Source organism: Stenotrophomonas sp. CFBP8994, from assembly GCF_034044835.1.
GTDB lineage: Bacteria > Pseudomonadota > Gammaproteobacteria > Xanthomonadales > Xanthomonadaceae > Stenotrophomonas > Stenotrophomonas rhizophila_A.
Genome location: NZ_JAXCWT010000006.1, coordinates 208,840 through 230,513, shown reverse-complemented (window position 1 = coordinate 230,513; position 21,674 = coordinate 208,840). Strand labels below are relative to the sequence as shown.

17 protein-coding genes are annotated in these 21,674 nt (G+C 68.6%); 5 read left to right on the top strand and 12 right to left on the bottom strand.

Going from position 1 to position 21,674, the window contains the following annotated elements:
- Positions 1-20 precede the first annotated feature (20 nt).
- The 4 genes from SOM39_RS17175 to SOM39_RS17160 are packed head-to-tail and all read right to left on the bottom strand — an operon-like array spanning position 21 to position 7,561.
- The gene (locus SOM39_RS17175; RefSeq protein ID WP_068852493.1) at positions 21-1,709 is read right to left on the bottom strand and encodes an aspartate-alanine antiporter; all 1,689 of its coding nucleotides are present in this window, start codon (positions 1,707-1,709) and stop codon (positions 21-23) included.
- A 23-nt stretch (positions 1,710-1,732) separates the two neighbouring features.
- Positions 1,733-3,070, bottom strand: a complete 1,338-nt coding sequence (locus SOM39_RS17170) for an OprD family outer membrane porin (RefSeq protein WP_320459065.1) — start codon at positions 3,068-3,070, stop codon at positions 1,733-1,735.
- A gap of 9 nt (positions 3,071-3,079) precedes the next feature.
- Positions 3,080-4,780, bottom strand: a complete 1,701-nt coding sequence (locus tag SOM39_RS17165) for a TrkA C-terminal domain-containing protein (RefSeq protein WP_320459064.1) — start codon at positions 4,778-4,780, stop codon at positions 3,080-3,082.
- Positions 4,781-4,810: 30 nt separating this feature from the next.
- Positions 4,811-7,561: a hypothetical protein gene (locus tag SOM39_RS17160; protein WP_320459063.1), complete on the bottom strand. Its 2,751-nt coding sequence runs from the start codon at positions 7,559-7,561 to the stop codon at positions 4,811-4,813.
- Positions 7,562-7,765: 204 nt separating this feature from the next.
- Between SOM39_RS17160 and SOM39_RS17155 the strand changes: the two genes are divergently transcribed.
- The 3 genes from SOM39_RS17155 to SOM39_RS17145 are packed head-to-tail and all read left to right on the top strand — an operon-like array spanning position 7,766 to position 10,816.
- A complete protein-coding gene (locus SOM39_RS17155) occupies positions 7,766-8,563 on the top strand; it encodes an OmpA family protein (RefSeq protein WP_320459062.1) in 798 nt (265 codons plus the stop codon).
- 41 nt (positions 8,564-8,604) lie between these two features.
- Entirely contained in the window at positions 8,605-9,924 is a 1,320-nt protein-coding gene (locus SOM39_RS17150; protein WP_095363896.1) for a DUF3300 domain-containing protein, read from the top strand.
- A 13-nt stretch (positions 9,925-9,937) separates the two neighbouring features.
- Positions 9,938-10,816: a DUF2950 domain-containing protein gene (locus SOM39_RS17145; RefSeq protein WP_320459061.1), complete on the top strand. Its 879-nt coding sequence runs from the start codon at positions 9,938-9,940 to the stop codon at positions 10,814-10,816.
- Here the strand turns inward: SOM39_RS17145 and SOM39_RS17140 are convergent.
- The 8 genes from SOM39_RS17140 to SOM39_RS17105 are packed head-to-tail and all read right to left on the bottom strand — an operon-like array spanning position 10,813 to position 18,574.
- Complete coding sequence (locus tag SOM39_RS17140) at positions 10,813-12,405, bottom strand: mechanosensitive ion channel family protein (RefSeq protein WP_320459060.1); 1,593 nt, start codon at positions 12,403-12,405, stop codon at positions 10,813-10,815. The two genes, SOM39_RS17145 and SOM39_RS17140, sit on opposite strands and share 4 nt — an antisense overlap.
- A 5-nt stretch (positions 12,406-12,410) precedes the next feature.
- On the bottom strand, positions 12,411-13,223 hold the full coding sequence (locus SOM39_RS17135; protein ID WP_320459059.1) for an outer membrane beta-barrel protein: 813 nt from the start codon (positions 13,221-13,223) through the stop codon (positions 12,411-12,413).
- A 25-nt stretch (positions 13,224-13,248) separates the two neighbouring features.
- On the bottom strand, positions 13,249-13,911 hold the full coding sequence (locus SOM39_RS17130; RefSeq protein WP_093535812.1) for a potassium channel family protein: 663 nt from the start codon (positions 13,909-13,911) through the stop codon (positions 13,249-13,251).
- Positions 13,912-13,917: 6 nt separating this feature from the next.
- A complete protein-coding gene (gene cax, locus SOM39_RS17125; protein WP_093535810.1) occupies positions 13,918-14,973 on the bottom strand; it encodes a calcium/proton exchanger in 1,056 nt (351 codons plus the stop codon).
- 4 nt (positions 14,974-14,977) lie between these two features.
- Complete coding sequence (locus SOM39_RS17120; RefSeq protein WP_320459058.1) at positions 14,978-16,426, bottom strand: efflux transporter outer membrane subunit; 1,449 nt, start codon at positions 16,424-16,426, stop codon at positions 14,978-14,980.
- Position 16,427: 1 nt separating this feature from the next.
- Positions 16,428-17,609 (bottom strand): HlyD family secretion protein, encoded by a 1,182-nt coding sequence (locus SOM39_RS17115; RefSeq protein WP_320459057.1) that lies wholly within the window; start codon positions 17,607-17,609, stop codon positions 16,428-16,430.
- 3 nt (positions 17,610-17,612) lie between these two features.
- Positions 17,613-18,158, bottom strand: coding sequence for a DUF3302 domain-containing protein (locus SOM39_RS17110; protein ID WP_320459056.1), 546 nt, complete (start codon positions 18,156-18,158; stop codon positions 17,613-17,615).
- A complete protein-coding gene (locus SOM39_RS17105) occupies positions 18,155-18,574 on the bottom strand; it encodes a response regulator transcription factor (protein ID WP_320459055.1) in 420 nt (139 codons plus the stop codon). Before SOM39_RS17105 ends, SOM39_RS17110 begins: the two co-directional genes overlap by 4 nt.
- Before the next feature lie 166 nt (positions 18,575-18,740).
- Between SOM39_RS17105 and SOM39_RS17100 the strand changes: the two genes are divergently transcribed.
- Entirely contained in the window at positions 18,741-19,292 is a 552-nt protein-coding gene (locus tag SOM39_RS17100) for a DUF4136 domain-containing protein (protein WP_093535802.1), read from the top strand.
- A gap of 95 nt (positions 19,293-19,387) precedes the next feature.
- Positions 19,388-21,652 carry a patatin-like phospholipase family protein gene (locus SOM39_RS17095; RefSeq protein WP_320459054.1) on the top strand — a complete coding sequence of 755 codons (2,265 nt, stop codon included), beginning with the start codon at positions 19,388-19,390 and terminating at the stop codon, positions 21,650-21,652.
- The last annotated feature ends 22 nt before the right edge of the window (positions 21,653-21,674 follow it).

Here is a 21,674-nt window from a genome sequence, read left to right as displayed (position 1 = left end):
GTACCTGCGCCCTGGTGCCCTCAGGCCATCGCCAGCACCATCACCGTGCCCCAGGTGGTCAGCAGCACATGGGCGATGGCGACGGCACCGGAGTAACCGATCACCGCGATCGAACTGTCCGAGCGTTCCTGCAGCGCGGCCAGCGCCGCGGTGAACGTCTGCGCGCCTGAGATTGCACCCAGCAGCAGCACCCCGGGAATTTTCAGTACCTTGTGGCCGAACCACAGACCGGCCAGCAACGGCGTCATGGTGACCCCGATGCCGCCCAGGAACAGGCCGAGCCCGTGTTGTTCCACCGCTTCGACGAAATGAGGGCCGGCACCCAGCCCGACCATCGCAACGAACGCGGCAAGGCCGTAGGACTGCATCAGCTTGACCGCGCTGTCCGGGACCCGCCCGAACAGCGGGCGGCGCACCCGCAGGTGCCCGACCACGATGCCGCCCAGCAGCGCGCCGACGCTGCTGCCGATGCTGACCGACAGCGTGCCCAGCGGCACCACGGCAACGATGCCGGACACCGCGCCGAGGAAGATCGCCATGCCCACGACCACGAAATCGGTGGCGGTGGTCGGGTGCAGGATCCGACCGACTTCGGCGGCAGCACGCACCACTGCAGGCTCCGGTCCGATCAGTTCCAGCACGTCCCCGCGTTCGAGCACTGTCTGGGTGCCGATCGGCATCGATTGGCCGTTGCGGCGGATCCCGCGCAGGAACACCGCGCGCACCGCATCGTCGCGGGCGATCTGTTCCAGCCGCTGCCCGGCCCAGGTACGCCGGCTGACCAGCACCTGGTGGGACGCCATTGGAATGTCCAGCAGTTCCGGGTCGTCCACTTCCTCGGCACGCTCGCCCAGCACTTCCACCAGCGCCTTGCGTGGACCGCCGATGACGATGTGGTCGCCGGCATGCAGGCGCGTGGCCGGGCCCGGCTCGACCAGTGACTGGCCGTGGCGCACCCGGTAGACGAACAGGCGCAGGCCCGGCAGCAGGCATTCGGCCTGGTCCACGCGCAAACCGGCGATGCGCATGCCCGGCGCGATGCGATAGGCGCGGGTGTCGAAGGGCTGCCAGGCCGATGCGATGCCGGCCGCCGAGCGTTCGATGCCGAACCGGTGCTCCAGTGCCAGCGCATCGTCGACCAGGTTCAGGCGCAGCAGGCGCGGCCCGATCACGTTGCAGGTGAGGATCACCCCCAGTGCCCCGGCCACGTAGCACAAGGCATCGGCAACGCCGACATGGGCGATGTAGCGGGCCTTGAGCGCGTCATCGATGGGCAGGCGCTGGATGGCCTCGCTGGCCGTGCCCATCGCCGGCGATTCGGTCAGGGCGCCGGACATCATGCCGGCCGCCAGGCCCGGATCGAGCTTCAGCGCGTGGGCGACGACCAGGGCGGCCAGCAGCCCTACCACGGGCATGAATACCGCCAGCACCGCATAGCGCCAGCCATCGCCCTTCATCGCGGACAGGAAGCGCGGACCGACCTCGTAGCCGATGCCGAACAGGAACAGCAGGAACACCAGCGATTTGGCGGTGGCCGCCACCGGGACATGGAATGCCCAGCCAATCAGCATGCCCACCAGCAACGAACCGGTGACACCGCCGAGGTTGAACCCATGGACCTTGATGCCGCCCAGCCAGTGGCCCAGCGCCAGGGCCAGGTACACGGCAAGTTCCGGATAGCGGTCCAGCAGCGATGCGAAGCCGTCCATGTGCGCCCCTCCGGATGGGTGGATCAGAGTCCCGGCGGATCGTAGTAGACCAGCAGCCGGAGGTCGTCCAGGTCGCTGGTCTGCGGACCCTTCTGGCTGACGTGCGCGTAACGCACCCGCATCATCAGGCCTTTCAGCGGCCCGTCGGCCGCCGTCCATTGGGCGTTGAGGTTGTACTCGTCCTTGGCGTAGTCGGTGGGCGCGTCCGGATCGGAGCCATCCACGTACAGCGCATAGAAGCTCAGCCCCTTGACCGATTGGACGTTGTACGCCGCACGCAGCAGCCAGGCGCCTTCGCCATTGCGGTTGAAATCCTCGACCTGCACGCTGGTGTAGCCGGGATAGCCGCTCCACGGGTTCTGCATGTTGGTGCCGCCACTGGCACGGGTGTAGCCGGTGGTGAACAGCGCTCCCTTGTAACCCAGTTCCAGCTTGCCACCCCATTGGCGGGCGGAGAATTCATCGCCGCGCAGCAGGTTGTCGCCCGCACTGTCCTGGTCGGAGTACTGCAGCGCCAGGTTGAGTTTGGCGGTGTCGCCCAGCGGAAAGGCGTACTTCGCCTCGGTGTAGAAGATGCTGATGATGTCGTTGCTGTGGTAGTAGATCGCACCGGCGCTTAGCCGGTCGCGGGTGTAATTCGCGCCAAGCGTATACACGCCGCGGTCGACCCAGGAAGGCGCGCCGGCGTCCCTGGCCATGGACACGAAAGTGTCGGCGTTGCGCTCCTTGATCTTGTCGAAGTAGCCGGCACCGAATTTCCATTGCGGTGCGCCGCCGTCGCCGCCGTACACTCCCTGCACGGTCAGGGCCTGGAAGGTGTTCGGGGTCATGCGCGCGTCATTGCGGTTGACGTAGGGGGTATCGATGCCGAAGCGGCCGAGCTTGAGCCGGGTGTCATCGTTGATCAGGAACTCGCCATAGGCTTCGCCCAGCACGGTGTAGCCTTCCTGGCCGGGTTTGAGCAGCAGGGTGCCGTCCTTGTCATCCGGTCCGTACAGGCGCTGGGAGGTGTAGCCGGTGGCGCCGAAGGCGAGGCGTTCGCGGAAGTAGCCGGTCTTGAACCCGGCCGAGCCGCCCAGTGCCCACGCCGTGCTCTGGCTGTCGTCGTACTTGTCGCGGTCCAGGTAGAAGGTGCGCGCCTGCACGTCGAAGGCGGTGTCCTTCCACGCCTGGCGGCGCATTTCGCGGATCCAGGCAGCGCGGTCGCGCGGGACGAACGCTTCGTCGAGGGGGGTCTGGCCCTGTTCGGTGGAACTGGGGGACGCGTCGGCCGGGGCCGGGTCATCGGGCGCAGCGGACTGCGCCCAGGCCAGGGCGGGCAGCAGCGCCGCTGCGGCCAGCATGCATGCGAGTGGCTTCATGTCCGTCTCCTAGTGCGAGAGCAACATCGCGAAGTAGCCAAACACGGTGTACAGCACGCCGGACACGGCATAGCCGACCGGGAAGCCCACCCAGGGCACGGTACTGTCGATCTCCTTGGCGGCCTCGCGCGCGGGACCCGAGTGCGACCGGGAGCCGGCCACGCCGCCCATCAGCACGGCGGGATTGATCTTGAATAAGTGGTACCCCACCGCCCAGGTGATGAAGGGCGGCACCGTGCTGGCGACGAAGCCCGCCAGGAAGATCTTGAGCGCGATGGCGCCGGTCAGCTGTTCCAGCAGCGTCGCGCCGGCATTGATGCCGACGATGGCGATGAAGGTCACCAGGCCCAGGTCCTCCAGGATGTTGCGGGCGGCGTTGGGCGTGCTGCCGAAGAAGCGCAGCCGCGACACCAGCGACGACACCAGGATGCCCGAGAGCAGCAGGCCGCCCGCGTTGCCAAGGCCGACCGAGAAGTCGCCGATCGGCACGTTGATCTTGCCGATCAGCAGGCCCAGCACCATGCCCCCGGACAGCGTCAGCAGGTCGGTGGTAGTGCTGGGACGGGCGATCTTGCCGAGCATGCCGGCCGCACGGTCCACCGCACTCTTCAGACCGGTGACGAACAGCACGTCCAGGCGCTTGAGTTCGGTTTCGGCGCCGGCCGGGATGGGTTCACCGGAACGTTCCAGCCGGGTGACCTGCAGCTGCCCCGCGAAATCCTCGCCGGCCAGGCTCCTCAGCGGCTTGCCGACGAAGTCCTTGTCGGTGACCAGGATCTCGGCCTGGTCCAGCGGAATGTTCAACGCCTTGGGGTCGTCCACCTCCGCACCGAGCAGGCCGATGTTGTCGGTGAGGTCCTGCAGCCGTCCACCCAGCGCGACCACGTCGCCCTGCTGCAGCACCAGGCCGGGGTCCGCGCCCAGCGTTTCCTCGCCGCGGCGCACGTTGACGATGCGGTACTGCGGATACCTGCTGCGGAACTGGCCGATGCTCTGCCCGGCGCTGGTGGCGTTGTCCAGCCGGTAGGCACGCAGGCCACCGCCGCGGTAGCCTGACAGCGCGGCATCATCGACGTTGCGCACGCCGTGTTCCAGCTCGTACTCGCGTGCGGCCTTGCGTGCATCCACGCCCCACCAGCGCGGCAGGTACTTGCAGACCAGGATGATGCCGACCGTGCCCCAGATGTAGGTGACGCCGTAGCCCAGCGCGATCATTCCCGAAACCTGCTCGGCGGTCGTCCCGGGCGGCAGCTGGTAGGCGCCTTGTTCGACCGCCATTTCGGCGGTCCCGATCGCGGCCGACATCGTCTGCGACCCGGCCAGCACGCCACCGGCCGCGCCGGCCGGCAGCCCGAGCAGCCCGGACATCAGCACCACCAGCAGCAGGCCCAGCACGGCGCAGATCACCGCCAGGACGGTGAACTTGATGCCGTCCTTCTTGAGGCTGTTGAAGAACGCCGGCCCCACCCGCAGGCCCACGCCGTACATGAACAGATAGTAGAAGAGCGACTTGGCGAAGTTGTCCAGCTGCAGCTTCACGCCGTAGGTGGACGCCCAGGTGGCCAGCGCCGCGCCGACCACCACCGCTGCGGCGACCATGCCCAGGCCGTAGCCCTTGACCGAAAACTTGCCCGCCAGCACCGCCATGCCGACGGTGAAGAACAGCAGGATATAGGGGTTGTCAGCGAGAAACTGGAAGAAACCTTGCATGACGTGTGCTCCTGTCCGGGGGACGGCGGTTCACTGCAGGGAACCGGCACGCAGGCCGGCCAGCGCATCGGGTTTGATCAGTTTGATTCCCTGCGCGGCGTGGTAGCCGTGGATCTCCTTGACATCCAGCTTGCGCATGAAGGCAATGGTGTCGGCGGTGATCACCTGGCCGGGCACCATGATCGGGAAGCCGGGCGGGTAGGGGATGACGAAGTTGGCAGAGACCATCTGCGGTCCTTCGGCCAGCCGCCGGTCGACGTCGTCGCTGTGCAGCCGCACGAATTCGCAGTTGGCTTCCTCGTAGGCCATGAAGAAGGCCGGGCGCATGTGGCCTTCGTTGCTGGCCCCGTCCGGCGCTTCGCGGAAGGCATCGTGGAACTGGCTGAAGTTGGGCAGGTCGGGCACGTCGGTCATCAACGCGCGGACCCGGTCGGCGAAGACCTGGCGACCGTTGGCGCCTTCCTGTGCCAGCCGCGCTTCGATTTCGCGCGAGAGGTCGGCAAGGGCCTTGATCAACAGCGCCGCGTCGCTGTGGGTGTTGTTGATGTTGGTCTGGACCAGGATGCTGTTGCGCGAGGTCTTGTTGATCTGGATGTCGAAGCGCTCGGCCAGCAGGCCCTTGAACTGGGTGCCGTCGAAGCCGGCCGCGCCGCAGATCACGGTCAGCCGGGTCGGGTCCAGCGCGAACTCATCGTCGTCCCACGCCTGCAGCGTCTCCACCCAGCTGGCATTGGGCGGCCCGTAGTCGCGCAGGCCGGAGGCGCGGAACTCGGCCGGGATCATGTCTTCGGGCGTGGCGACGTGGAAGTACTTCGAGATCAACGGGTGGCCGTTGATGGTGCGCCGCAGGCGCAGCGCCAGGTCGGTCATCTTCAGCGTCAGGCCGTAGCCTTCCAGTTCCATCTGCCGCCGTGCCAGGTCAAGCGAGGCGATCAGCTGCAGGTTGGGCGAGGTCGAGGTATGGGCGAAGAACGCTTCTTCGAACGGGCCTTCCACCTCGTGGAAATCCTCGTCCCAGACCAGCATCATCGACCCCTGCCGGAAGGCAGACATCGACTTGTGGGTGGAGTTGGTCTGGTATACCCGGATGCGCACCTTATCCGGATCGGGCAGCAGATGTTCATCCAGCTGGGCCGGGTCGCCGGGCTCGACCTTGCCGCGCTGCGCCTTCCAGGCTTCGTATTCGGTGCGGTACGCCTTGCTGCGATAGCGTTCGGTCAACGCGGCCGCGGCGCCCAGACCGGTCCGCCGACGGTGCAGCGGGCTGAAGCGGGCGAAGCCGAACCAGGCTTCGTCCCACAGGAAGATCAGGTCCGGCTTGATCGCCAGGCACTCCTCCATCACCCGTTGCGGGTTGTACATGTGGCCGTCGAAGGTGCAGTTGGTCATGTCGATGACCTTGACCCGGTCCAGCTTGCCGCCGGCCTGGCAGTCCAGCAGCGCCTGTTTGATGGTGCGCAGCGGGACCGCGCCGTACATCGAATACTGGGTCAACGGGAACGCTTCCACGTAGTAGGGCTGCGCGCCGCTGAGCACGAAGCCGTAGTGGTGCGATTTGTGGCAGTTGCGGTCGACGATGACGATGTCGCCGGGCTTGCACACCGCCTGCACCACGATCTTGTTCGAGGTGGAAGTGCCGTTGGTGCCGAAGTAGGCGCGCTTGGCGCCAAAGGCCCTGGCCGCGGCGGTCTGCGCGCGTTTGATGGTGCCGGTGGGTTCCAGCAGGCTGTCCAGGCCACCGGTGGTGGCCGAGGATTCGGCGAACAGGATGTTGGTGCCGTAGAAGTGGCCCATGTCGCGGATCCAGTTGGAGCCGAAGATGGACTTGCCGCGTGCGATCGGCAGCGCGTGGAAAGTGCCGATCGGGCGCAGCGCGTACTTCTTGAGGTTGTCGAAGTACGGCGTTTCGTAACGGTCGGCGATGCCATCCAGCAATGCCAGGTGCACTTCCATGGGTTCTTCGACGTGGTGGAAGACGCGGCGCAGCGGCGCGGCTTCGTCGCTGCCGGCCAGACGCTCCGGGGAGCGGTCGGTGAGCAGGTAGAGGTCCAGCTCCGGTCGGAAGTGCTTCAGGGCGCGGGCCAGCGAGGTGGACAATGCGCCGGCCGTCGACGGCTCGTCGTCGCTGCCGAGGTTGCGGGCGAGGAACTGCTTCAGGTCCGGGATGTCGAGCAGCGAGGTGAAACGGAATCCGTCGACGATGACCACCGCCTGCACGTCCGCATTGACCATTGCCGCCAGCGCGGCATCCTCGAAACTGCCGGCGTGGGTGACCGCGTAGTGGAACTGATCGTCGACGCGGCGCATGGCGCGCATTTCCTCGCGGGCACGTTGCCACAGCGCCGGTTCGTTGGGGGTCACGATCAACACTTCGAAGTAGGGCTTGTCCGGCGCGCCCAGCAGCTCGGGCGGCAGCGCATCGAGCAGGGTGCGGTCGCCGTCGTCGTCGGCGTTCCAGGCCTGTTCGTCGCGGCGGAAATCGCCGGACAGGATCGCGGCCGAAAGCTTGCGTGCCAGCCGCGCGAACTGTGCGGCGTCGTTGTCGGCCAGTGCCGCGGCCAGCGCGCCCAGCAGGCGTTCGCCGGGGTAGGCCCAGCACTGTTCGAGCGGGCGCAGGTCGGCCAATGCTTCGACGCAGGCGCCACGCCGTTCGGCGCTGTCGGTGCCTGCAGCCGCCCACGCACGCGCATACGCGTTCAGTTGGCGCCAGTGGTCGGCGCGCATCGAGGCGGCAGCCAGCACCGTGGACAGTTGCGGCAGGGCAGCAGGGTCGGCATTCATGGCAGGGCTCCGGCGGGGAACGAAAGGAATCCGCCACGCGCTCGAGCAGGCGCGGCGGCCACTACGCAGCGCAGGCTAGACCCCTGCCGCAGGGCCGGGAATTGGCCCTTGGTGCCATGCCCGGCGTATGGCCCCAAGGGCCAATTGCCGGCCGGGTGGCCCACGCCTAGCGTGGTTCATCGTCCTCGTTCCTGGAGCTGCCCCATGTCCACCCGCACCGTGTCCCGCGCCGCCGCCCGCCTGCTGCTGGTGCTGGTCGGCCTCACCTCCCTGGCCGCGCTGGCCGCCGATCCGGCCAAAACCAGGCTCAAAGGCGTGATCACGGCCGTGCAGGGCGACACCATTACCGTGGTGGACCAGGCCCGAACCGCACACATCGTGCAGGTGTCGGCCGACACGGTGTACAAGAAGACCAAAGGGCTGACCAACGTCATCCATGAAAAGACCGATGCCAGCGTCCTGGCGGCGGGGCTTCCGGTCACGGTCGAAGGCAGCGCCGCGGGCGATGCGCTGGCCGCGCGCGAAATCAGCTTCCGCTCCGAGGACCTGCGCACCACCCGGCAGATCCAGGCGGGCATGGCGCCCACCACGGAAGAGGTCGGTGCGATGAACAAGCGCATGGACGAGTTCGGCACGTACGAGCAGCTGGATGCGGCGGAAGTAACGTTCGACTCGGGCAGCGCAAAGCTCTCGGCCAAGGCACGTGGCGACCTGGATGCATTCGCCGCCAAGGCCAAGCAGACCCACAACTACGCAGTGGTGCTGCAGGGCTTCACCGATTCCACCGGCAACGCCGCCGCCAACCAGCGCCTGAGCACCCAGCGTGCCGCAGCGGTGGCCAACTACCTGCAGCAGAATGCCGGCCTTGCACCGGGCAGGGTCCGCGCTGGCGACGGCATGGGCGTGGCACCGGATGCGGGCAGCGGCAGCAACGGCGCAGCGCGCAAGGTGGTGGCCAAACTGGTCGTCGACAAAGGTGTACAAGCGGGCGTCAAACCCTGAACCCTGGCCGCAGGCGCACGGCGCATTGAAGTGGAGGTCGCATGCACACCTACCTGACATGGGCACGGCTACCCACGCTGGTGCTGGCACTGGCCTGCACGGCGGTGACGGTGCGCCCTGCCGTCGCTGCCGCACCCGTGCCCGCCAAAGCAGCGGCGAGCCAAGGCACCTTCACGCGCGAACAGCTGGACCAGATGCTGGCGCCGGTGGCGCTGTATCCGGACGCGCTGCTGGCGCAGGTGCTGATGGCCTCCAGCTATCCTGGCGATGTCACCGATGCGGTGGCGTGGTCAAAGGCACATCCTGATGCCAAGGGCGAAGACGCGGTGCGCCAGGTGGCCAACCAGGCGTGGGATCCCAGCGTGCAATCACTGGTTGCGTTCCCGCAGCTGCTGGCGGTGCTGGGGCAGGACCCGGCCTGGGTACAGAAGATGGGCGACGCATTCCTGGCCCAGCCCGACGCCGTGATGGATTCGGTGCAGCGCCTGCGCCGGCAGGCCCAGACCGCGGGCCACCTGGACAGCAATGAACAGCAGAAGGTCAGCACCCAGCCCGCGGCGTCCTCCGCGCCACAGACCATCGTGATCGAATCTGCCGACCCGCAGGTGGTGTACGTACCCAGTTACAACCCCAGCGTGGTGTACGGCAGCTGGGCCTACCCGGCCTACCCGCCGTACTACTACCCGCCGCCGCCGTATTACTACCCCGGCGGTGCGCTGCTCAGTTTCGGCATCGGCGTGGCCGTGGGCGGTGCGCTGTGGGGCGACCTGGACTGGGGGCACGGCGATATCGATATCGACGTGGACCGCTACAACGAGTTCAACAGCAACCGCCAGATCAACCGCGACGACAGCAGGTGGAAGCACAACGCGGCCAACCGTGACGGCGTGCCCTATCGTGACGGGGCTACCCGCGAACGCTTCGATGGAGCGCGCGACAGTGCGGCGCAGCGGCAGGACTATCGAGGTCGTGATGATGCACGGGCGGCCGAGCGCGACCGCGCACGCCAGTCGATGGAACGCCGTGGATTCGATACGCCCGCCACCACCAACCGTGAGGCGCGCGACCGCGCCGGTGCGTCGCAGCGAGAGCTGGGCCAGCGCCCTGCGCAGGGGCGCAACCCGTCCGGCAGCAATCAGTTCCGCAACCAGGGGGGCGCCGGCCACGGTCGCCCGCCGGGCAGCCATCCGGAGAATGCGTTCAATGGTGCGCGCAATCCCGGCCAGTCGCTGGGTGATGCCGATCGCGGGCATCGCAGCGTGCAGAGTTCGCAGCGTCCCGCCGGCGCACGCCCGCAGGGGCGGCCGATGAATCGGCCGGCCGCTCCGCGCGGTGGTGGCGGCGGCGGTCGTCGTCGTTGATCGGAGATCTGCCATGACCCTTCGTCTTTCCCTTTTGAGCGTGGCCTGCCTGCTGCTGGTCGCGCCCGCCCAGGCGCAACAGCCCTATCCCAGCGCCGCTGCCGCGGCCGATGCCCTGGTGGCAGCGCTGCAAGTGCGCGACACGCAGCCCGGACAGGTCTCGGTGGTACTGGGCGACGACTGGGAGGATTACGTGCCGCGCGACGATATCGAGCGCAAGGACGTGGACACCTTCATCAGCCAGTACCAGCGCAGGCACGCGATAAAGCCCGTCGACGCCAGCCATGCGCTGGTCAGCGTGGGCGCCGAAGGCTGGACGTTGCCGGTGCCACTGGTGAAACAGGGCAGCGGCTGGGCCTTCGACCTGGCTGCGGCCGCACCCGAACTGCGTGCGCGCCGGATCGGGCGCAACGAGCGCGAAGCGGTGCAGGCCGTGCTGGCCTACCATGACGCGCAACGCGAATACGCACGCCGTGACCGCAACGATGACACGCTGCCCGAGTACGCCGCCCGGCTGCGCAGCAGCCCCGGTACGCATGACGGCCTGTACTGGCCTGCAGACGCGGGCGGCGAGAGCCCGCTGGGGCCGTTGTTCGGCGGCGAGACGCCGGACGATGAGTGGCATGGCTACCACTACCGGATCCTGCAGGGGCAGGGCCCTTCCGCACCGCGAGGGGCGTACCCCTACTCGGTGGCCGGCGCCATGACCCGCGGCTTCGCGCTGGTGGCCTGGCCGGCGCGCTACGGCGACAGCGGCGTGATGAGCTTCACCATCAGCCATGCCGGCCAGGTCTATGAGAAAGACCTGGGGCCGGACACCGACCGCGAGGCCCGCGCCATGACCCTGTTCGATCCGGACAGCAGCTGGACGCAGGTCGATACCGCCGACTAGGTTTCGTCGCTGGCCGGCGCCGGCCGTCCTTCCCAGTGCGCCTTCGGCACCACCTTGGCCTGTTCCGGGTCGCCTTCGTAGTTGGGCGACATGATCTGCACTCCTGCCGCATTGAACGCGTCCTGGATATGCGCATGCAGCGCGCTGCGCACCTGCCAGCGGCGTTCGACCTCGACCACGCGCACGCGCAGCACGTAGCGCACCGCGACGTCGCCCAGTTCGGACTGCACCACGTGCGGTGGTGGATCGGCCAGCGCCCCGTCGGTGGCCGCTGCGGCCTGCAGCAGCAGCCGGTGCACCTGCCGCCACGGCGCGTCGTAGCCGATGGTGAGCGCGCTTTCCAGCCACAGGCCAGGCCCCTGCGGATCGCGCGAGTAGTTGCGCAGCTCGCCGGCAAGCACCACGTTGTTGGGGATGCTGACCTCCACCCCCAGCGGGGTGCGCAGGCGGGTGGTGAACAAGCCGATCTGTATCGCCAGGCCTTCGGTGTCGCCCACGCGCACGACATCGCCGACCATCAGGGTGCGTGAGTAGAGCAGGGTGAAGCCGCTGGCGGCCTGGCCGACGATGCTCGACGCACCCAACGACACCATCAGGCCGACGAACACGCTCAGCCCCTTGAACGCGTCGGTCTCGGCACCGGGCAGGTAGGGGTAGGCCATCGCCAGCGCGAACAGCCAGATGACCACGGTGATGATCCGCCGGGTCGGTTCGGCCAAGGGCTGGTCGATGCCCACGAACTGGAACCGGCCGCTTGCCACCCCGTCAAATACGATGCGTACCGCCTGCACCACCAGCCGTGCGGCCAGGAAGATCAGCGCCGCCGTGAACAGGTCGGGCAGCGCCTCCAACACGCCACGGCCAAAGCGGGCGACGCGTTCGCCGATCCAGCCGCCCATCGCCGCCGACCAGGGCTGGGTGTAGGGGAAGCGACTGAACACGAAGCGCAGCCATTCCTCCAGCACCACCAGCACCACCAGCCAACCCACCAGCCGCCCCAGGCTGCGCGCGCTGGTCACCAGCCCCAACAGCAGCTGCCGCGCCGAAACGCTGCGCAGCTGCTGCACACGCTGCTGGACCCAGCCATCCACCCGTCGGCGCATGCGCCGGCTGCACCAGCGCAGCCCCCACAACACGCCGATGGCAATGGCGGTGGCCAGCAGCGCCCACGCGGCGCCTGCCAGCAGCCGCTGCGGCAGGCGGGCCTGCTCGGCGGCCGCCAACGCCACCTGCATGCGGGCCACGGTGCGGTCGCGCAGTTCGGGCAGGGTTTCATTGCCCAGTGCGTTGCAGTCGGCCGGGGTCAGCACGGTGACCAGCTGCCCGCCGGCCAGGATGACCACGCCCTGCGGCACCGGCTGGGCCCGCAGGGTGGCCTGGCCGGGCAGGTCGACGATGCGTGCAAGGTTGGCTTCGGTGGCGCGTGCACGCATCTCCGGCGTGTTGCCGTACAGCGGTGCGCGGAAGGTCACCAGGTCACGGTTGAACCAGCGCGCCGTGGCCGGCGCGGGCGCGCCGCCCGCGATGAGCGCCCAGGCCAGCAGCCAGGCGCCGCAGGCACAACGCACCACCAGCCGAAGCGCGGGCATGTCGATCAGAACCGGTAGATCACACCCACCCGCACGCCGCTGTCGACGAAGCGCAGGTTGCCATCCAGCCGCGAGGCATCCACGTCCGCTTCGATGCGGCGCACCGTGTAGTCGAGCGAGAAACCCCAGTTGTCCCACGGGAAGTACTCCACGCCGCCACGGCCGAAGGTGACGTCGGCATCGACGTCATTGAGGCTGGCGCTGAAATAACCCGCGTCGGCGCTCAGGCGCCAGTGCTCGCCAGGTGCCCAGCGCCAGCTGCCGCCGATCGTGGGCGCCGGCAGGTCAGCATTGACGTTGTTGCCCGCGCGGGCATTGACGGGGTCACCGTTGACATCGGCGGTGGCGCTCAGGTCCAGGTCCATCTGGTACCAGATCAGGCCCACGCGGGGACCCAGGGCCCAACGCCCGTCGCCCCACGCCCACCAGGTGTAGTAGCCCTCGTAGGCATCCAGGTCGAACTTGGCGCGGATCCGGGTGTGGGTGGCGTAGTGCTGGCCGTTGAAGTCGATGTCGCGGTCGGTGTTGCGCTCGGCATCGGCGCTGTCGCGGTACCAGGACAGGCCGAACTCATGCTTTTCCCACGGGCGCCAGCTCAGCGCGATCACGCCGATGGCGTTGTTGTTGTCCAGGCCCAGGTCGCGGTGGAGGTCGATGCGGGTGCCTTGGCCGGTCTGGCCGTCGGCCCGCACTTTCGTATCGAAATCGGTGATGTAGCCGCCGGCGCGGACGCTGAAAGTATCCAGCGGTTCAACCGCCCAGCACGGGGCGCTGGCGAGCAGCAGAAGGAACGAGGGCAGCAGGTGCGGGCGTTTCATGGCAGGCTCCCGGGGGCGCGATGGGTCAGGGGGATCGATCGGTGCTGCGCAGGCCGACCAGGCGCGCGACCAGCAGCGCCAGGTAGAGCTGGCCGGCAATCGCTTCGAGCGTGGCCAGCCCCCGCGCGACCTGGCTGACCGGGGTGATGTCGCCGTAGCCGAGTGTGGCCAGGGTGACGAAACTGAAATACATCGCGGTGCCGATGCCCAGGCCATGCGCCGTGCCCTGGCCGCCCACCGCCATGGCGCTGGGTGAAATGGCCGACAGCGCGGCGAAGACCACGCCGCCACATACGCCCAGCAGCAGGTAGGCGCTCAACGCGGCGGCCAGGTGCTCGGTGCGCACGCGCTGGCTGGACAACGAAAAGCGCACCGCGTGCCAGGCCGCGATGGTGGCCAGCACGCCCCACAGCACCGCGCCTGCCATGGCCACCGCGCCACCGGCGTCGCTGGCCAACCAGCGCAGCAGCTGGGCGACCAGCACCAGCACCAGCAGCACGTGGCGCTGCAGGCGCTGCCCGATCGGAAACAGCGCCGCCAGCAGGCTTGCGCACAGCAGCAGTTCCATCAGCCGGTGGCCGAACGACACCGCCTCCAGCAACGGGCCCAGGGTGACTGTCACCAGCAGCGCACCGAACAGGAAGGCGTAGCGGTGGCGGTGGATCAGCAGGGCGGGCGAGGAGCGCATGCGCGGTCATGATCCCGTGTCCGGCACGAACCAGAACAGCGTGGCCAGGATCACGTACAGCCCGAGCAGCTGGACCCCGCGCAACCAGTCGGCACGGCCGTCGCTGGCGACCTGACCGGTGATGATCACCGCCACCAGTACGCTCAGCACCAGGCCGGGGCCGAACTCCAGGCTCATCGGCTGCGGACCGATCACGTAGCTGAGCAGCACCAGCAGCGGCGCGACCAGCAGCGCCAGCTGCACGCCCGAGCCCAGCGCGATGGACAGGCTCAGGCTCATCTGGTTGCGGCGTGCGGCCACCAGCGCGGTGGCCTGTTCGGCTGCGCCGCCGATCACGGCCAGTACGAACACGCCGGTGAATGCATCGGAGAAGCCCAGCTGCTGGCTGGCCGGTTCGACCACGCCGACCAGGATCTCGCTCATCCAGATGATGCCGATGCTGGTGCCGCCCAACAGCAGCAGGGCGCGGGCGTTGGACAGGCCGGCATCGTGGCCGTGGCCGGCGGCGGGGCCGCTGCCCTCGCTTGCCGCGCTGCGCAGGGTGAACACCACGGTGGCCAGGTACACCAGCAGCAGCAATACCGACAGCACCAGGCTGATCGACTGCAGCGCGGCATCGGCCTCGGGCACCACCGCGCGGTAGGACGCCGGCAGGATCAGGGTGATCACCGCCAGGGTCAGCATGGTGGCCTGCATGCGGGCGTTGGCGGCGTCGTAGCGCTGCTGGCCGTGGCGCAACCCGCCCAGCACCATCGACAGGCCGAGCACGAACAGGATGTTGCCGATGATGGTGCCCGCGATGGACGCCTTGACCATGCCGTGCAGCCCGGCGCGCAGCGCCGCCAGCGCAATGATGAATTCGGCGGCGTTGCCGAAGGTGGCATTGAGCAGGCCGCCGATGCTGGGCCCGAGCCGCGTGGCCAGCGCGCCGGTGGCGCGCGACATCAGCGCCGCCAGCGGCACGATCGCCAGCGCGGTGGCGCCGAACACCAGCAGGGCGTTGCCCGGCAGCAGGTAGTGCAGCGCGATCGCCAGCGGTACCAGCAGCAGCATCCAGTACATGCACTTACTCCGGGGAGGGGGAGGGCGGGCTGGCAGGCGCCGCGGCGTCTGCCGTGGCGTAGTCGCCGCCCAGGGCCAGGTACAGATCCACGCGCCGGCTCAGCCGTTCGCGGCGCACGCCCAGCAGCGCCGAACGTGCGGCCAGCGCCTGCATTTCCTGGGTGGCCACCGCGCGGTGGTCGGCCCGGCCGATCCGTTCGGAATCGCGCACCTGCCGCACCACCTGTTCGTTGTTGGCCAGCACCTGCCCGAGCAGCTGTTCGCGCTCGGCCAGCACGCGTTCGGCGGTCAGTGCGTCTTCCACCTCGCCCAGCGCCAGCAACGCACGCCGCGCGTAGTCGGCCACCGCCTGCTTCTGTTCGGCCGAACGCAGTTGCACCTGGCCGCTGAGCGCACCGCCCGTATAGAGCGGCATGATGCCGGTGGCCGAAACGCTGGAGGTGGTCTGTTCCAGGTCGTCCCGGGTGCGCACGGCCGCGTTGCTGAGCCGTCCGTAGCCGGCCGACAGCGACAGCGTGGGCAGCATCGCCGCGCGCGCCTCGCCAACCCGGTCGAAGGCGGCCGCCACCCGACGTTCGGCGGCATGCAGGTCCGGGCGCCGGTTGAGCACATCGATGGGCATGCCGGCCGGCACTTCGCCGGGCAGCGCGGTGAGCGCGGCCGGCGCGGCCAGCGTCGCGCCAGGGTAGCGGCCCAGCAGGATCTCCAGCGCGCGGCTGGCGCTGTGGGTGGCCAGGTCGGCCTGCTGGCGGGCATCCAGGTAGCTGGCGGCGCTGGCGCGCGCGGCCAGGGTTTCATTGGAACTGCCTGCACCCACCCGTTCGCGCTGTTCGGCCAGGCCGACCAGCTGCTCGCCGCTGCCGGCCATCTGTCCGGCGATGTCGTACTGCAGGCGTGCTTCGGTCACCGTGAACCATGCACGTGCGACGCTGGCGGCCAGCGATTGCTGGGCATACCGGTAGTCGGCGTTCTGCGCATCACTGGCGGCCATGGCGGCATTGCGTGCGTACCGCAGGCGCCCCCACAGATCGATCTCCCAGCTCAGGCGCAGCATCAACCCGCTCAGCAGCGGCACCAGGTCGGCGATCGGCTTGGAGCCGCCGCGGCCGATCAAGCCAATGGCGGGGCGCAGCTGGGCCTGGGCGATGTCGACCTGGGCATTGGCCTGTTCGACCCGCGCCGCGGCAATCAGCAGGTCCGGATTACGGGCCAGCGCTTCGTGCACCAGAGCGGTCAACTGCGGGTCGGCAAACGCGTCGAGCCAGCCGCGGTCGACCTGGGCCTGGCTGGCCTGCGCCGACCAGTTCGGTGGAATGGCCACCGTGGCCAGCGCGTCGGCGCGGATCTGCTCGCTGCCCGGCTCCGGCGCGGTGGCACAACCGGCCAGCGCCAGGGCCAGCGCCAGCATCAGCGGGCGGGGCAGGGCACCACAGCGGCGGCGCGGTGCGGTCATGTCAGTGCAGCTTCAGGACCAGCCAATCCAGCTTGCTGCCCACGCGCAGGATCACCCGGCGCACGATGTGGATCAGCTTGCCGTGCTCGGTGTAGATCGCGCCCTGGCCTTGTGCTCCCATGGCGATGAACACATCGCGGTCGCGCCCGTCCGGGCGCAGCCGTACCGCGATGCGCCCCGGCGGCAGCGGACTGGTGCCGGTCTGCGGAATCATGCCGCTGATCGGCAGCTGGCCGGTGCCGGATGCCCACACCACCGAATCCACCCGGCACTTGATGATGCGGTTGGGATAGACCTTCAGCGCGATTTCCGCTTCGTTGCCCGGCGCCACGTTGCCCAGTTCGTTCTGCGAGTACATCGCCAGGATCCACTGCTCGCGCTCGACGAAGGTCATCACCGGGGTCAACGGCAGGCTGGCGGCGTAGGAGCCTTCGCGCAGCTGCAGGTTGATCACGCTGCCATCGGCCGGGGCGCGCACCACGGTCTGCTCCAGCTGCCAGCGTGCTTCCACGATCTGCGCCTGCAGCTGGACCATGCCGGCCTGGGCCTGCGCCACTTCGGACAGTTCGCCGTCGCGGGTCTGTGCGGATAGCTTCTGCTGCACCTGCGCCATCTGCGCGGTGGTGGATACCAGGTCCGAGCGCAGGCTGGCCGCTTCGGTCTGTGCCTGCTCATGGTCGAAGCGGCTGCCGGCACCGCTGCTGGCCAGCTCACCGGTCTGGCGTTGGCGGCGTTCGGCCAGCTGCAGGCGCACGGCCAACGCCTCGCGGGTGGCGCGCGCGCCGCGCAGTTGTTCGCCCAGTTCACGCTGGTAGGCATCGGCACTGTCCACTTTGGCCGACAGTTCAGGCAGCTTCGCTTCCAGCGCCGCCAGCTGCTGCTGGTAGGGCACCGGGTCGATGCGGAACAGCACCTCGCCCTTGCGCACCGGGCGGTTGGCTTCCACCGGCACCTCGATCACCCGCCCGGTGACGCGCGGCACCACCTGCACCACGTAGTTGATCGCACGCACGTCCGAGGAGGAGGGTGCCACTACGTTCAGGACCAGGATCAGCGCGGTCATCGCGAAGATCGGCAATGAGACCACGACCACCTGCGACACGAAGTTCCACGGCAGCCACTTGAACTTGAAGAAGATCAGCCAGACGAAGAACGAATAGATGAGCAGCAGGATGACTTCCATGGTTCAGCCCTCCGGCCGTGTAGACGGGCCCGGGCGCAGGCGCTCCATCTCCGCCAGGCGCCGTTCGAGTGCATCTACCCGCTGCTGCCACGCAGACGCGTCCACGGGGGTGGGCAGGTCCGGTTCGACCGGCACCACCCGGGCATCGTGCAGGGGCGCCAGTGCGGCGTCGCCGTGTCCGTGGTCGATCTGGTCGGTGCCATAGGCCAGCTTGTGAAGCACCGGGCGGGTATAGGCCCACAGCCACGCCAACGGCCACAACAGGCCACCGAACAGCAGTGACAGCAGGCACAGGGTCTTGATCGCATCCAGCTGCGGGTGGTGGCGCTTGTGCGCGATCTTCTCGGGCAGGATGTGCACCATCCAGAACACTGCAATCAGGACCACCGGCACCACCACCAGGGCCAGCCAGGCGATCACGTTGGCCGCCGTATCCAGCGCCTCGCCACTGAGAAATGAAGCGTGCGCATCGGGGGCTGCGCCGAGCAGCAGGGCGGGCAGCAGCCACGTGGCGGCGGAAGCATCGACGGAACAGCGGGGACGGTTCATGGGGACTCCGGCCGACTGCGCGGGGGGGAGGGAGGGTTGCGCGCGCCGCGTTCGATCGCCGCCTGCGTGGCGTTGATCAGCGCATCGCCATCCACGGGTTTGCACAGGTACGCGTCGGCGCCCCCGGCCAGCGCCTGGTGGCGGCTGGCGGCACTGTCGTCGGCGCTCAACACGACCACCGGGATCGCCAGCTGCTGGGCGCGCAGCGCGGCCTGCACCTCGAATCCGCTGGGGCCGGGCATGCGCAGGTCCAGCACCACGCAGTCGGGCAGGCTGCTGGCCGCATGGCGCAGGAACTCCGACCCCGATTCGTAGGCCAGTACGTCGTACCCGGCCGAGCGAAGCAACCGGCGCAGTGCAAGCCGCACGTCGTCTTCGTCGTCGACCACCGCAACCACTGGCGCTCGCTTGGTCATTGGCGGTCAAGATCGCCCGTGCCGGACCCGGCCAGCAATTGGCCCTTGGCCCCATGCCGGCGCGGTAACCGGTAGTTTTGCTGGCTGGGCTGCGTAGTTATGCGGATGACCATGAGCTGGCCGCGGGCTAGGCTGGAAGCCAATTCACTGCCCGGAGTGTCGTGTGATGAAAGCCTTTGCGATCGCGGTCCTCGCCACCTCGCTGGTGGCCTGTGCCACCACGCCAACCGTTCACACCGACTTCGATCCGGGGGCGAACTTCGCCTCGTTCAAGACCTACAGCTGGGCGATGAAGCCGCAAGGTGGCTCCCCGCTGATCACCCAGCGCATCGTGGACGGCATTGACTCGCGGCTGGCGGCCCGTGGCTGGCGGCAGACCCCCAGCGACGGCGACGTCGCGCTGGCCGCGCATATCGTGACCAGCCAGCGCCAGACCCTGGACACCTTCTACAGCGGCAGCAACATGGGCGGTTGGGGCTGGCGCGGCGGTGGCTGGGGCGGTGGCATGGGCATGGGCAGCGCGACCACCACGGTGCGCACCTATGACGTGGGCACGCTGGTGGTGGACATGTTCGACGCGCGCAGCAAGCAGGCGGTCTGGCGCGGCACGGCCAGCGCCACGGTGCCGAGCTCACCGGAGCGGGCCAACGCGGCGGTGGAAGCGGGCCTGGACAAGCTGTTCGCCGGCTTCCCGCCGGGCAGTGCACCGGCCAGGTAATGCGCTGACACCCTTCGACGTTTCACCGCGCGGCGCCGCACCGGGGCCCATCCCTCCCACCGGTCCGGCGCCGCGCACTTCCATCGAGGTGCCTCTTGGCGATTCCCACGCCTGCGGGCATGCGCCTGCTGCTGGCCTGCCTGCTGGCGCCGGGTGCATCGCTTGCCGCCGGGCCGGCCACGACGCTGGACGGCACGCAGTGCGGTCACCGCGACAGTGGCGACACGCGTCCCCGCATCGGCGTGGCGCTGGGCGGTGGCGGTGCACGCGGCATCGCCCATGTGCGCATCCTGCGCCAGCTCGAGGCGCTGCATATTCCGGTGGACTGCATTGCCGGCACCAGCGCCGGCGCGCTGGTCGGTGCGCTGTATGCGTCCGGCAAGACGCCGGCGCAGATCGAGCAGGTGGTGCTGGATACGCAGTGGATGGCGATGTTCAGTGACACCCTGCCGCGTCGCGAGCGGTCGCTGCAGCGCAAGGCCGACGACTACCAACAGCTGGCGCCGATCGGCATCGGCCTGGGCGGGCAGGGCAAACGGGTGCAGATCTCCGGCGGCGTGTCGCAGGGAGAACGTCTGATCGCGCTTTTCGAGACCGCCACCGGCGGCAGCCGGGTCACCGGTGATTTCGACGACCTGTCCATTCCGTTCCGTGCGATCGCTACCGACCTCAACACCGGCGAAGCGGTGATCCTGGACCACGGCAGCCTGCCGATGGCCATGCGCGCCAGCATGTCGTTGCCCGGCATCTTCCGGCCCATCACCATCGACGGGCGCGTGCTGCTTGATGGCGGCGTGTCCAACCAGGTGCCCATCGACGTGGTGCGGGCGATGGGCGCCGACCGGGTGATCGCGGTGGATGTGGGCACGCCGCTCAGCGCGCTCGACCGTGACGCCAGCCTGGTGGACGTGATCGGGCAGCTCAGTGGATTTCTGACCACGCGCAATGCCCAGCGCCAGCTCGACACGCTCGGCCCGCAGGATCTGTTGATCACACCCCAGCTTACCGGCAAGGTCGCTACCGGCGATTTCGACAAGGCGCCCGAAGCGCTGGCGATCGGTCAACAGGCCGCGGACCAGGCGGCCCCAGCGCTGCGTGCCTTCTCGCAGCCGGCGCCGGTGTACCAGCGCTGGTACGCCACCCGCGAAACGCGCGCTGCGCCGTCGGCTCCTGCGCCCATCGCCTACATCGAGGTCCGCAACCACACCGGTTATGCCGATGAGCTGCTGTTGTCCTACCTGCCGGTGGAACTCGGCAAGCCGCTGGACAGCAAGGCCATGCAGGAAGGCGTGCTGCGTGCGTACGGCATGGATACCCTGGCCAGCATCAGCTACGAGCAGGACCGCCGCGACGACGGCCAGGTCGGGGTGGTGATCACCGCGTATGAGAAGCCCAACGGCCCGATCTACCTGGAGGCCGGCTGGACCCTGAGCAACGACCTGGATGGCAACCACGAAAGCAACCTGCGCGCCGGCCTGCTGTTCGCGCCGCTGTCGCCGTATGGCGCCGAGGCGAGGGTGACCCTGCAGGTGGGCAGCGAACCGGCGATACGCGGGAGTTACTACCATCCCTTCGACGTGGGCAACCGCTACGCGTTCGAAGCCCTGGGCGGTTACGAAACCCGCAGCTTCAATGTGTTCGACGACGCGGGCAACAAAACCTCGCGCTACCGGGTCAGCCGCACCGGTGCGGGCGTGGACCTGGTGCGCAATGTGTCCAACGTGCTGTCGGTACGCGCCGGCATCGAGCGATACACCGGCAGCGCGCGCATGGACATCGGCTCGCCCCGGGTGCCAAGCACCGATTTCGACGACGGTGGGCTGACCGCCAGCGTCACCTACGACAACATCGACAGCCTGTACTTCCCGCGCGACGGCTTCCTGGTCAACCTGGGGACCTACCAGTCGCGTGAGGCCTTGGGTGCCGATACCCGCTTCGGCCAGATCGACCTGGATGCGGTGGGCGCGTTTCCGTTCGGACGCAGCGCGGTGCAGCTGGGCCTGCGTTACCACGTGACCTCCTCGGGCACCGCACCGGTACAGAGCATCTACCGGTTGGGCGGGCGCTGGCGGCTGGCCGGGTTCCAGCACAACCAGCTGACCGGCCAGGACTATGCGCTGGGGTTTGCCGGCTACACCTATGAACTGGGCAAGGTGCTGGGCCGGTCCGCGCAGGTCGGTGGCACGGTGGAGTACGGCAATGCCTGGCAGCGCCGTTCGGACATGTCGATCAGCGATGGGATATGGAACGGCAGCCTGTTCCTGGGCTTCGATTCGTGGATCGGGCCGCTGATCTTCGGCCTGGGCATGCGCGAAGGCGGCGACCGGGTGGTGTTCATCGAGTTGGGGCAATCGCTGTAGCGCATCCCGGTACGCCGAAGGC

Bases quoted from the DNA above. Each gene is read 5' to 3' on its own strand.
- SOM39_RS17165 (WP_320459064.1), bottom strand. From the start codon at position 4,780: ATGCAAGGTTTCTTCCAGTTTCTCGCTGACAACCCCTATATCCTGCTG.
- SOM39_RS17100 (WP_093535802.1), top strand. From the start codon at position 18,741: ATGAAAGCCTTTGCGATCGCGGTCCTCGCCACCTCGCTGGTGGCCTGT.
- SOM39_RS17170 (WP_320459065.1), bottom strand. From the start codon at position 3,070: ATGAAGCCACTCGCATGCATGCTGGCCGCAGCGGCGCTGCTGCCCGCC.
- SOM39_RS17105 (WP_320459055.1), bottom strand. From the start codon at position 18,574: ATGACCAAGCGAGCGCCAGTGGTTGCGGTGGTCGACGACGAAGACGAC.
- cax (WP_093535810.1), bottom strand. From the start codon at position 14,973: ATGTACTGGATGCTGCTGCTGGTACCGCTGGCGATCGCGCTGCACTAC.
- SOM39_RS17140 (WP_320459060.1), bottom strand. From the start codon at position 12,405: ATGCCCGCGCTTCGGCTGGTGGTGCGTTGTGCCTGCGGCGCCTGGCTG.
- SOM39_RS17135 (WP_320459059.1), bottom strand. From the start codon at position 13,223: ATGAAACGCCCGCACCTGCTGCCCTCGTTCCTTCTGCTGCTCGCCAGC.
- SOM39_RS17130 (WP_093535812.1), bottom strand. From the start codon at position 13,911: ATGCGCTCCTCGCCCGCCCTGCTGATCCACCGCCACCGCTACGCCTTC.
- SOM39_RS17120 (WP_320459058.1), bottom strand. From the start codon at position 16,426: ATGACCGCACCGCGCCGCCGCTGTGGTGCCCTGCCCCGCCCGCTGATG.
- SOM39_RS17110 (WP_320459056.1), bottom strand. From the start codon at position 18,158: ATGAACCGTCCCCGCTGTTCCGTCGATGCTTCCGCCGCCACGTGGCTG.
- SOM39_RS17175 (WP_068852493.1), bottom strand. From the start codon at position 1,709: ATGGACGGCTTCGCATCGCTGCTGGACCGCTATCCGGAACTTGCCGTG.
- SOM39_RS17155 (WP_320459062.1), top strand. From the start codon at position 7,766: ATGTCCACCCGCACCGTGTCCCGCGCCGCCGCCCGCCTGCTGCTGGTG.
- SOM39_RS17145 (WP_320459061.1), top strand. From the start codon at position 9,938: ATGACCCTTCGTCTTTCCCTTTTGAGCGTGGCCTGCCTGCTGCTGGTC.
- SOM39_RS17115 (WP_320459057.1), bottom strand. From the start codon at position 17,609: ATGGAAGTCATCCTGCTGCTCATCTATTCGTTCTTCGTCTGGCTGATC.
- SOM39_RS17150 (WP_095363896.1), top strand. From the start codon at position 8,605: ATGCACACCTACCTGACATGGGCACGGCTACCCACGCTGGTGCTGGCA.
- SOM39_RS17160 (WP_320459063.1), bottom strand. From the start codon at position 7,561: ATGAATGCCGACCCTGCTGCCCTGCCGCAACTGTCCACGGTGCTGGCT.